The organism is Bifidobacterium stellenboschense, assembly GCF_000741785.1.
GTDB lineage: Bacteria > Actinomycetota > Actinomycetes > Actinomycetales > Bifidobacteriaceae > Bifidobacterium > Bifidobacterium stellenboschense.
Map to the genome: position 1 here is coordinate 78096 of NZ_JGZP01000016.1, position 11637 is coordinate 89732.

An 11637-nucleotide genomic window follows, 5' to 3' on the forward strand; every position below is an offset into this window, starting at 1 on the left:
CGTCTTCGGCGTGTCGCGCCGGAATGGTCGCGTTCCGACGCTCCTAAGCGGCGCGCCACTCCACCTCATGCGGAGCGGCACCGGCCGCGAAGTGGTATTTGGCGCAGCCGAGGCCCACGTGCGCGAACAGGCCAGCCAGTGTCTCCGCGGTCACCGACCCATCCTCGTTGAGCGTGAAATGGAACGGCTGCTGGCTGAGCGATGTGGGCGCCGCCATCGCCGCCTCCATGCCGTGGATGAACCAATCCGGCCAGTTCTCGGCCGCAGTGCCGTTCGCCGCGCTCGCCAGCTCCTCGATCGGCTTCGTGCGTCGCCGACCGCCCGGGCGCGCGCCGTGCCCGAACGCGATCACCCACACCACGGATTCGCCTGCATCCAACGTCCACCACGCGTCGGCCGACGGCACGGTCTCCGCGCCGTCCAGCACCGCCCACGACGTCGCCAATCCCAGCTGCACGGCGCGCAGCACGAGCCGTTCGCCGTAGTAGCCGACGCGCTCCTGCAGCGCGGCGGCGGCCGACGAGACCGGCGTGCCGTCCGCGTCCTTGAACGATTGCAGCGTGGTGGGGGAGCTCTCGTCGGCGGTCCTATCGTCGCCTGCGCCATCCGCGCCCGTGCCGGTCTCGCCCGCGCGCCCGATCAGCGCAATCGCGTTATGCACGCCCTTGAACCGGCCGTAGTGCGTTTTCAACCCGAGGAACGCGTCGTCCAGTCCGGCGGCCATCTGAATATGCAGGCCGCTCGCCGCGTTGCACGCGTCGATTTCGGCCTGCAGCGCGGCGAGTGTATCCGCCGCGACCGGTTCGTCCGTGTAGGCGCGGATTGCGTGGCGCGCGTCGATTGCTTCGAGAAGATTCATCGTGATGCCTTTGTGATGATTGGGGTGGGTGATGGATGGGGTGGGGAGCATGGCGTGGGTCGGATGGGTGGCACCCCCTCAGTCCGCTTCGCGGACAGCTCCCCCTCAAGGGGGAGCAAAGATGGAGGCGCCGCGTGACGTGGGATCGGGGGCGGGTGCGCCGCGTGACTTGGGGAGTAGGACGGGGAGCGCCGTGCGTTTCGGGGTGTGTTGTGCGTCTCGGGGTCGTGCCGTGCGTCTCGGGGGCTGGGTCGAGGGTCGGGTCGCGCCTACTTGCCGTAGAAGTGCGCCAGGGATTCGTCGCGGAACTCTTCGAAGTAGCCGCCGTCGATCGAGGCGCGGATGTCGTCGAGCAGTTTCACGAAGAACCGTTCGTTATGGATCGTGGCGAGCGTGAACCCGGTGAATTCGTGCGCGCGCAGCAGATGGTCCACGTAGGCGCGCGAGTAATGCGCGCACGTGTAGCAGTCGCAGCCCTCCTCCAACGGTCCGAAGTCGAACTTGTGCTGCGCGCGCTTGATGTTGTAACGGCCTTGGCGCGTGAAGATCGCGCCGTTGCGGGCGCATCGCGCGGGCGCCACGCAATCGAACGTGTCGCCGCCGTTCTCCACGCACGCGAAGATGTCGTCCACGGACGCGATGCCGAGCACGTGGCGCGGGCGGTTCTCCGGCATCGCGTCGCAGATCCACGCGCACGTCTCGCCGATGATGCGCTTCTCGATCGCGCCGCCGATGCCCACGCCGTCGAAGTCGAGCGAGGCGATCTGCTCGGCCGCGTGCCGGCGCAGGTCCTCATAGTTCGCGCCCTGAACCACGCCGTACAGCGCCTGGTACGGCTTGCCGAGACGCGCTTCGGTGAGCCGCTGGTGCTCGGCCACGCAGCGCTGCGCCCAACGGTACGTGCGCTCCACCGACTCCTCCTGGTAGGAGCGCGTGTTCATCAGCGTGGTGAGCTCGTCGAACGCGAACATGATGTCGGCGCCGATCTTGTGCTGGATGCCCATCGAAATCTCGGCGGAGAACCGGTGCTCGTCGCCGTTGAGCGGCGATTTGAACGTGACGCCGTCCTCGTCCACCCAGGCGAGACGCTCCTTGCCTTCCGCGATGATGTCGTCCGATTTCATGCCGGTCACGTCCATCGCGAGCGTCTTCTTGAAGCCGACACCCAGCGACATGACCTGGAATCCGCCGGAATCGGTGAACGTCGGACCATGCCAGTTCATGAACTTCGCGAGGCCGCCGGCCGCGTCGAGCACGTCCTCGCCGGGGCGCTCGAACAGGTGGAACGCGTTGGCGAGCAGGCATTGCGCGCCGAGGTCCCGCATCGATTCGGGCAGGACCGCCTTCATCGCGGCCTGCGTGCCCACCGGCACGAACGCGGGCGTGTGGATGTCGCCGTGCGGCGTGTGGATGATGCCGGTGCGGCCGTAGCGTGCGCCGCCCTTGCCTTTGCCGTCGGCCGCGTCGGGCAGGCGGGTGATGGTCTCGAATGAGAACGCAGCGCGGTCGCCGGGTTTGCCGGGGGCGGCTCCGCGCGGGTGCTCGTTGAGGTCGGCCGCGGCGGGGGCGTGCGTGTTCGCCGTGGCGTCGGCTGTGGTGTTCGTGGGGTTGTCGGTCATAGCTTCACTTTAGGCGGACAAGCGGATTGCAGGGAGATCGTGGACGGGCGTATGCGGGAAGTCGGGAGAAGATTCACTCGGCACTTCCAACGAACATTCAGGAAACTTACAGAGCCACTGCCTTTACTCTTAGATAGCAATACGAACCGGCGGCGGGATTGCTGAAGTGCAGACCGTACAGACAACCGTACAGGCAATGGATGATGATGCCGCCGTTCCTATGAAGGAGCAGACGATTATGGCTGATGAGCAGAACAGCTGGAACCCACAGGGCGACCCAGAACGCGCAGCCGCAGGGCGGTCAGACCCCGGCCGCGCAGCCGCAGACGCCGCAGAATCCGCAATACGAGTATGGTGCCCCCGCTGCCGGCGCCCCCGCCCCCGGAGCCCCTGCCGCGAACGAGCAGCCCACCGAAACCATCGACCCGGCGGCCGTGCAGGGCGCGCAGGCCGCCGCCGCATCCGGCGCGGCCCCCACCCAGACGTTCCCGACCGCGCCCGTGGCACCGGTCTCCGCCGCCCCGGCCACCGCGTCGGGCACTCCCGAGGTCGCTCCCGACTACGCCGCGGCGAAGGGCGAGCAGACCGTGGTCTCCGCCGCCCCGGCCGCGCCGACGACCTCGATTCCCACGTCCCAGCCCGCGTACGGCCAGTACCGTCCGGCCCCCGAATACGGCGCCTACGGTCCGGTTCCCACGCAGCCCGGTGAGCCCGTCAACCCGGCCGCCGGTGCGCAGGGCGCACAAGGCGAGCAAGGCGGCGCGCAGCCCGCGCAGGACCGCAACCCGTACGCCGGTATGACCGGCGCCTCCACCAACCCGTTCGCCCCGCAGGGCAACGAGCAGAACGCCGCTACCACCCCGAACAACGGCAACCCGTTCGCCCCGGCCGGCACCGGAACCCCCGGCACCCCGGGCGCCCCCAATGACCCGGCCTTCCAGAACGGCCCGAACCCCAACGCCCGCCCGAAGGCCTCCAACGGCACCGTGCGCGGCGTGGTCATCGGCGTGGTCGCCGCGCTCCTGTCCGCCGGCCTGTGCCTCGGCGTCGGCTACGCGGCCATCACGAGCGGCGCCGTCAAGGTGCCGACCACCAGCTCGCTCGCCAACGTGGATTCCAGCACGTCCGGCTCCGGCTCCGCCACCGCGAAGTCCGGCGAAGCCCCCGACTGGCAGGCCGTCGCCAAAGCGGTCTCCGGCTCCGTGGTCTCCATCCAGACCCAGCTGTCCGACGGCACCGCGCAGGGTTCCGGTGCGATCCTCGACACCAAGGGCCACATCGTGACCAACAACCACGTGATCTCCGGCGCCCAGAAGATCCAGGTGACGCTCTCCAACGGCCAGATGTACTCCGCGCAGGTCGTCGGTACCGACACCACCACCGATCTCGCGGTCATCAAGCTCGACAATCCGCCGAGCGACCTCAAGGCCGTCGAATTCGCCGACTCCGACAAGCTCGCCGTCGGCGAGAACATCATGGCCGTCGGCAACCCGCTCGGCTACGACGACACCGCCACCTCCGGCATCGTCTCCGCGCTCAACCGACCGGTCACGGTGATGGACGACAACAACAACGACATCGTCACCAACGCGGTCCAGATCGACGCGGCCATCAACCCGGGCAACTCGGGCGGCCCGACCTTCAACGCGGCCGGTCAGGTGATCGGCATCAACTCGTCGATCGCCTCCACGTCCAGCTCGTCGTCCTCCAGCACCTCCGGCTCGATCGGCATCGGCTTCGCGATTCCGTCGAACCTCGTCAAGCGCGTCGCCAACGAGATCATCGACAACGGTTCCGTCAAGCACGTGGCGCTCGGCATCACGATCACCTCCTCCACGGTCGAGGCGGACGGCGTGACCCGCGCCGGCGCGAAGATCACCAAGGGCACGTCCGGCTCCGCGGTGGTCTCCGGCTCCCCGGCCGCCAAGGCCGGCCTGAAGGAAGGCGACACGATCGTCGCGTTCAACGGCAACGCGGTCTCCAGCAACGCCTCCCTGCTCGGCTTCGTGCGCGCCGCGGCCCTCGGCGACAAGGCGACGCTCACCATCGTGCGCGACGGCAAGACCATGGACGTCGACGTGACGCTCGACCAGCAGGAGGAGGCCGTCAACGGCACCAACCGCTCCGACACCGGCAGCAACGGTTCCGGCTCCGACGGCTCCGGTTCGGACGGTTCTGACGGTTCCGGCAACGGCGACTCCGGCAACAACGGATTCCCGTTCAACATGTGGTGATCGGCAGCGTCCGGCCCCGGCATTCGCTTCGCGCGAGTGCCGGGGCTTTTCCGTTTCCGGACCGACCGCAAGTGGGGAACGACGTCGCGGTGTGTGCCTATTGACTCCCCCTCAGTCGGCTGCGCCGACAGCTCCCCCTCAAGGGGGCGCAAACAGATACACCGTCACGCCGCCGGCCACGTTGACCGCTCCCCTCAAGGGATCGCACCATGTGTGTGACCTGTCGGCTTTTTGCCTAGATGCGGGAGATGGACGCATCATGCGTGTGGACGCGTCCACGCCGTGGGTTGCGGCGCTCGCGGGCCACTGCTAGAGTGACAGCGCAATAACCGAATATCGATTTTTTACGCCGTGTATCGAGCGATGCATCACGTGGGAGTCGCAGGTTCCGATGATCGGCCATGGCCGATTGGATGACGGGTGCCCATGGCAATCCGTGCGCTTCGGAAATCCGCGACCATTCTCCCGTCCGATGCCCGCCGATGGGTTAACAAGGCGTGACCGCACCAGCCGTGCGTCACGTTTTGCATACCGTCAAGGCCAAGTAAGTGCAAAGCGGCACGCCCGGCCCGTACCAGCGTAAGGAGCATCAGATGAGCCAGCTCTCATCCCCATCCGTCGCCACCGGTTCCGGCGACCAGACCACCTCGTCGGATTCTCGTATCGATTCACAAGCCCACGTCATCCCGGCGGCCTCATCCATCCCATCGGATCATCGCGGTGTCATCCCCGCGATCATCGACCTGTGCCATCGCCTGCCGATGCTGCCGGTCGTCATCTTCTCCGCGATTCCCGTCGCCCTGCTGTGGAACATCCGCCTGTGGAGTGTGATTTCGTGGCCCGCATCATCCGCATCATCCGCGTCGCCCGCATCCCTCGCATCCCTCGCATCCCTCACGTCATCCGCGCTCGCCGCGCTCACCCATCCCTCGCTCGGCCAGTGGATCGTCATCGCGCTCGTCGCGTACACGGTCATCGGCACCGTCATCGGCATGATCGACGACATCCGCCACGGCCAGGTCGGCATCGACCTGCTCGCCGTGCTCGCCATGCTGTCCACGCTCGCCGTGGGGGAGTACTGGGCGTCCTGGGCGGTCGTGCTCATGGTCACGTCCGGCGAGGCGATCGAGGAATACGCGCAGTCGAAGGCGGAACACAGCCTCACCGCACTGCTCGACGCGGCGCCGCGCACCGCGCACGTCGCGAACCTGCCCGGCGTGGGCAGGGGAGTGGACGGAGGCGGCCGCGACGGCGACGGTCGGGAGAACGCCCGCCGCGCCGGTACTTCCGACACCGCCGATGACGCGCCTCGTGCAGCCCGCAACATCGCGCCGATTCGCGACGACGACGGATTCCGTCACGTGACCGCCGCGCACGCCGCCGGGCGGAACGCATCCGGCCGCGGCACCGCCACCCGAGACGCGTCCGGCCGCGGCGTCGAGGCGGAGAATCATACCGCGGACGACGTGTGCGCGCTCACCGGCCGCGACCCGGAAACCTGCGATCCGGCCGTGGCACGCGCCGACGCGCGCGTGCGGCCGGGAGCGGACGCGCGATTCGACACCGTGCCCGTCGACCAGGTGCGACTCGGCGACGTGGTCATCGTGCTGCCCGGCGAAACCGTGCCGGTCGACGGCGAACTGCTGTCCGGTGCGGCCACGCTCGACCTGAGCGCGATCAACGGCGAACCGGTGCCGCGTGAAGTGTACGCGGGCGCGCGCGTCATGTCCGGCGCGGTCAACGGTTCGACGACGCTCGCCATGCGCGCCGTCGAAGTCGCCGCCGACTCGCAATACCAGCGGATTCTCGCGATGGTGAGTCAGGCGCAGGAGTCGCGGCCGGCGGTCGTGCGGACCGCGGACCGGCTCGCCGTGCCGTTCACGCTGCTCTCGCTGCTCATCGCCGGCGTCGCATGGGCGGTGGCCGGCACGCCGCTGCGATTCGCGCAAGTGCTCGTGCTCGCCACGCCCTGCCCGCTGCTCATCGCCGCGCCGGTCGCGTACATCGCCGGCACGTCGCGCCTCGCCGCCGCCGGCGTGCTCATCAAGACGCAGGACGTGATCGAACAGTTGGGACGCGTCACGCAGGTGTTCTTCGACAAGACCGGCACATTGACCGTCAAACAGCCGCAGGTCGTACGCGTGGAGATGGTGGATGATGATGGTGTCGCGGATTCTGCGGGTGTGGGCGGTTCGAATGTCGGTTCCGGTGATTCGGATGTCGATGGCGGTGGCTTGGGCGCCGGGGCGATTGGCTCAGTTGCCGATTCGGGTACCGGTGCAGGTGGCTCGCGCGCGCCGAAGCTCGACGAGGACCATGTGCTCATGTTCGCGGGCGTGGTCGAAAGCTATTCGGTGCACGTGCTCGCCAAAGGCATCGCGGCGGCCGGGCGCAAGGCGCTCGGGCGGCTGCATGCGCGGTATGCGGCCGGGCGGCGCGAATGTCCGGAGAATGAGGCGGGGGCCGTTGCGGGCGGCGTCGCGGCGAGCGACAGCGTGGCGGGTGCCGGCCATGGCAGATACGGGCGTGACTATCCGGTCGTGACGAACGTGAAGGAGGAGTCCGGCAAGGGGATCTCCGCCGAAGTCAACGGGCATGCGGTGCGCGTCGGGCGACTCGCATTCGCGGCCGCGGGCGAGGACGGGTTCGTGATGACGACCACCCCCAGTCGGCCTGCGGCCGACAGCCCCCGCCAGCGGGGGTGGGATGAGATAGGGCGTGCGCGCCCCATGGGACCCTTCCAAGGAGACGGCCCTCGCCAGCGGGGGCGGGATGAGATAAGGCGTGCACATCCCATGGGGTCCTTCCAAGGAGACGGCTCCCGCCAGCGGGGGCGGGGTGAGATGGCTGTCCCCGCTGGCGGGGACCGGCGAGCCGTGCGAGCCGAGGGGTGGTCTGCCTCCGGCCCCCTCACTCCGCTCCGCGGACAGCTCCCCCTGGAAGGGGACGCAAAGGACGCGGTGACCGCGGTGCCGGTGTCGGGAATGCAGTCCGCTCAACGGGGTGCAAAGAGTGGAGCCCGGTTCGGGATGCTGGCGGCGGACGAGATGGCGTCGTATGTGGCGGTGGACGGGCGGCTGGTCGCGCGCATCGTGCTGCGCGACGTGCCGCGTGCGAACGTGAAATCCGCGCTCGCACGCCTGCACGAACTGGGCGTCGCCAAACTCACGATGCTCACCGGCGACAAGCGGGCCTCCGCCGAAATCATCGCGCGCGAGGTCGGCATCGACGAAGTGCACGCCGAACTGTTCCCGGAGGACAAGGTGGCGGCGGTGCGCGATGCCGCTGGTGGAAACGAGGAACGCGGGAACGGTTTCGCGAAAACCGGCGGGGAAGCGGCCGCCGGTCAAGCCTACGCCGTGCGGGAAGGCGTTGCCGACGGATTCGGGCGGCGGAACGTGGCTGGTCTGTGCAGCCGATTCCGTGCGGCCGCCGCACCTGTCACGATGATGGTGGGGGATGGGGTGAACGATGCTCCGGTGCTGGCAGCCGCGGGCATCGGCGTCGCGATGACCGACGGCACGTCCACCGCCGCCTCCGAATCGGCGCAGGTCGTCGTGATGAACGACGACATCGCCGCCGTGCCGCGCGCCATCGCCATCGCGCGGCGCACGAAGCGCGTGATGCTCCAGGCCGTGGTCGTGGGACTTGCGCTCGCCGTCATCGGCATGGTCGCGGCCGCGTTCGATTTGATTCCGGTGGTCGTCGGCGCGTTCCTGCAGGAGGGCATCGACGTGGTGAGCATCCTGTGGGCGCTCACCGCCGTGCTGGACCGGGATTAGCGGCATCCCGGGATCAGCGGCACCGCCGGTTGCGCTGTGTCGGTGACACAGCGTGGTGTGTGGGATTCGGATGGCGGCGGTGCCGGCGGTGCTGGCAGTGCTTTCCGAAGGCGCCTTCACATGGTGCTGTCTCGCTTGGGAGGGGTACTTCGTCGTCTGCGCGCGGAGGTAACTGTCTTACGAGGGGTATCCGGCAAAGGGGATAACGGGTTCGAACGACGTGATAACGCTCTTCGCGCCCGGAATGACCGTGATGAGGCACCCCTCGTAACGCGGATACGTCTCCGGAACGGCCAGAATGCACCCCTCCCAAGCGAGATGCCGTTTCTTAGGTACATGTGCCGTTTCTTAGGTTGCCTTCCTGCGTGTTCACGAACGAAAAAGCCGGTGTTCCCGGGTGGTTCTCCCGGGAACACCGGCCTAAGAAACGCGCGATGTACCTAAGAAGCGGGGTGGCGCAAGACCGCTCACACGGTGATCTCGCCGGCGATGGAACGGGGGATCCACGCGGCGAGATCCTTGCCGGTCAATCCTTGCGAGAGCAGGAACACGATCTTCGCGTAGGCGGCTTCGAGCGTCATGTCGCCCGTGCCGACCGCGCCCGCGCGCGCGATCGCGTCGCCGGCCTCGTAGTGGCCGAGCAGCACGGTCGCCTGCTGGCACTGCGAAGCCACCACGACGGGCACGCCCTCGTCCAGCACCTTCGCGAGCACGTCGGTCAGACCGGGCTCGGTGCACGGCACGTTCCCGACGCCGTACGCGCGAATCAGCACCGCCTCGGGGCGCGGCGTGAGCATGGCGTCGAGGCGCGCGGCCGTGATGCCCGGCGCCATGTCGATCACCGCCACGTCATGCCGCGCGTACGGCAGCGGGTCGTACCAGCCTTCGCCGCGGCCCTCGTAGGACTCCCAGTGCCAGGGCGCGCCGGTCTGCGCGAGCAGTCCGGCCGACGGCGCGTCGAAGCCTTCGAACGCCCACGACGACACCTTGCTCACGCGGTTGCCGGCGATCAGATGATGGCCGAAGAACAGCGAGACGCCGTGCGCCCGGCCGCTGATCACCGCGTTGAGCGCGCCGGTCACGTTGGCCGTGGCGTCGGTCTCGACCATGCCCAGCGGATACTGCGATCCGGTGAACACGATCGGTTTGCCGAAGCCGGTGAGCGCATACGACACCGCGGCCGACGAGTAGCTCATCGTGTCGGTGCCGTGCAGCACGACGAACGCGTCGGCGTCGTTGCGGTGGCTGCGCAGGTCGTCGATGATCGCCTGCCAGCTGTCCGGCGTGGCGCACGACGAGTCGATCAGCGGGTCGAGTTCGGTGTACGAGACCTCGTCGGTGCCGATCTGCGTGCCGTCAAGCAGTCCGTGCAGCCAGCCGAGCATGTCGGCGCCGGGGGCGAGCCCGTGCGGCGAGTTGACCATGCCGATCGTGCCGCCCGTATACGTGATGTGAATGCGCATGATGATTGCCTCCTGTCCGGTCTATTCGGTCCTGTCCGGTCCGTCCGTTCGCGCCGCCCGCTACTTGGCGGCTTCGACCTCGTCCACCGCGTCGGCGTCGAGCATCTCGTCCAGCAGGTTGCCGTCGATACGCCCGCGCACGTAGTACCAGCCGATGATCATGGCGATCACGACGACGACGAACAGGGCCAGCGTCCAGCGGCCGGAGGCGCTCGTCAGGTTCGAGATCACGACGATCGCGAAGAACACCAGCGACACGTAGTTCGTGTACGGGGCGCCCGGCATGCGGTATTCGGGGCGCGTCTCCTCGCCGGCCTTCACCTTCCTGAGGAACGCGAGGTGCGTGACGAGGATGGAGGCCCACGTTCCGGCGATGCCGATGCCGGCCAGGTTCATGATGATGTCGAACGCGTCGGACGGCAGCACCGCGTTGAGCACCACGCCGATCAGGCCCAGCGCGGACGTGATGATGATGCCGCCGTACGGGATGTGGTGCTTGTTCATGCGGGCCGCGAACTTCGGGCCGGAGCCGGCGATGGCCATCGAACGCAGCGTGCGGCCGGTGGCGTACAGGCCGGCGTTCAGCGACGAGAGGGCGGCGGTGAGCACGACCACCTGGATCACGTCGCCCGCGTGCGGGATGCCGATGCCGGAGAAGAACGTGACGAACGGGGATTCGTTCGACGAGTACGCGGTGTACGGCAGCACGAGCGCCATCAGGATCACGGAGCCCACGTAGAACACGAAGATGCGGATGATCATCGAGTTGATGGCCTTCGGCAGCACATCCTTGGCCTCCTGCGCCTCACCGGCCGCGACGCCCACCATCTCGGTGCCGCCGAATGCGAACACGACGCCCAGCGTCAGCGCGAACACGGGCGCGATGCCCATCGGGAAGAAGCCGCCATGCTCGGTGATGTTGGCGATGCCGGCATGCGTGTCGCCGACCGGGGCGCCGGTGACGATCGCCCAGATCGCGATGACCATGAACGCGATGATCGTGAACACCTTGATCGCGGCGAACCAGAACTCGGCCTCGCCGAACATCTTCACGCTCATCATGTTGAGCACGAACACGAGGGCCAGCGCGCCGAGCGCGAGCAGCCACTGCGGCACGTCGGCGAACGCCTTCCAGTAGTGGAAGTACACGGCGACGGCGGTGATGTCGGCCATGACGGTGGTGGACCAGTCGAGGAAGAACATCCAGCCGGTGATGTACGCGCCCTTCTCGCCCAGGAACTCGCGGGCGTAGGAGACGAACGCGCCCGACGACGGGCGGCGGATCGCCAGCTCGCCCAGCGCGCGCACCATCAGGAACGCGAAGATGCCGCAGATCGCGTAGGCGATGGTCAGGCCGGCACCGCCCTGCGCGAGACGGCCGCCCGCGCCGAGGAACAGGCCGGTGCCGATCGAGCCGCCGATGGCGATCATCTGGATGTGGCGGGGCTTGAGCTCCTTCGCGTAGCCGGCGTCGCCCTTATCGCGCACGACGGTGTTGGATTCCGTGCCGGTCTCCTTGATCGACTTCTTGCCGGCACTCGCGGGTGCGGGCTCCGACGTTGTCGTCTTCTCTCTCTCACTCATGATTCTGTCCTTTGTGTCGGTGGATGCTCCGATATCGCGGCATCATGGCGCGCGATCGGGAAACATGATATGACGCTTGATGACCATTCAGGTGAA

General features: G+C 68.0%; 6 protein-coding genes. 2 read left to right on the forward strand and 4 right to left on the reverse strand.

Annotation, left to right across the window (positions count from 1 at the left end):
• Positions 1 to 43: 43 nt before the first annotated feature.
• Both BSTEL_RS08495 and tgt read right to left on the reverse strand, forming a co-directional pair.
• On the reverse strand, positions 44 to 859 hold the full coding sequence (locus BSTEL_RS08495) for a nitroreductase family protein (RefSeq protein ID WP_034529541.1): 816 nt from the start codon (positions 857 to 859) through the stop codon (positions 44 to 46).
• A gap of 269 nt (positions 860 to 1128) precedes the next feature.
• Complete coding sequence (tgt, locus tag BSTEL_RS08500) at positions 1129 to 2478, reverse strand: tRNA guanosine(34) transglycosylase Tgt (RefSeq protein WP_034529544.1); 1350 nt, start codon at positions 2476 to 2478, stop codon at positions 1129 to 1131.
• A 245-nt stretch (positions 2479 to 2723) separates the two neighbouring features.
• Between tgt and BSTEL_RS08505 the strand changes: the two genes are divergently transcribed.
• Entirely contained in the window at positions 2724 to 4712 is a 1989-nt protein-coding gene (locus BSTEL_RS08505; protein WP_084686214.1) for a trypsin-like peptidase domain-containing protein, read from the forward strand.
• A gap of 593 nt (positions 4713 to 5305) precedes the next feature.
• Positions 5306 to 8494, forward strand: a complete 3189-nt coding sequence (locus BSTEL_RS08510; RefSeq protein WP_338010581.1) for an HAD-IC family P-type ATPase — start codon at positions 5306 to 5308, stop codon at positions 8492 to 8494.
• Between the two features lie 467 nt (positions 8495 to 8961).
• Here BSTEL_RS08510 and BSTEL_RS08515 read toward each other — a convergent pair whose 3' ends face one another.
• Both BSTEL_RS08515 and BSTEL_RS08520 read right to left on the reverse strand, forming a co-directional pair.
• Complete coding sequence (locus BSTEL_RS08515) at positions 8962 to 9957, reverse strand: asparaginase (RefSeq protein WP_034529547.1); 996 nt, start codon at positions 9955 to 9957, stop codon at positions 8962 to 8964.
• Positions 9958 to 10017: 60 nt separating this feature from the next.
• Positions 10018 to 11541: an amino acid permease gene (locus tag BSTEL_RS08520; protein ID WP_084686215.1), complete on the reverse strand. Its 1524-nt coding sequence runs from the start codon at positions 11539 to 11541 to the stop codon at positions 10018 to 10020.
• Positions 11542 to 11637 lie beyond the last annotated feature (96 nt).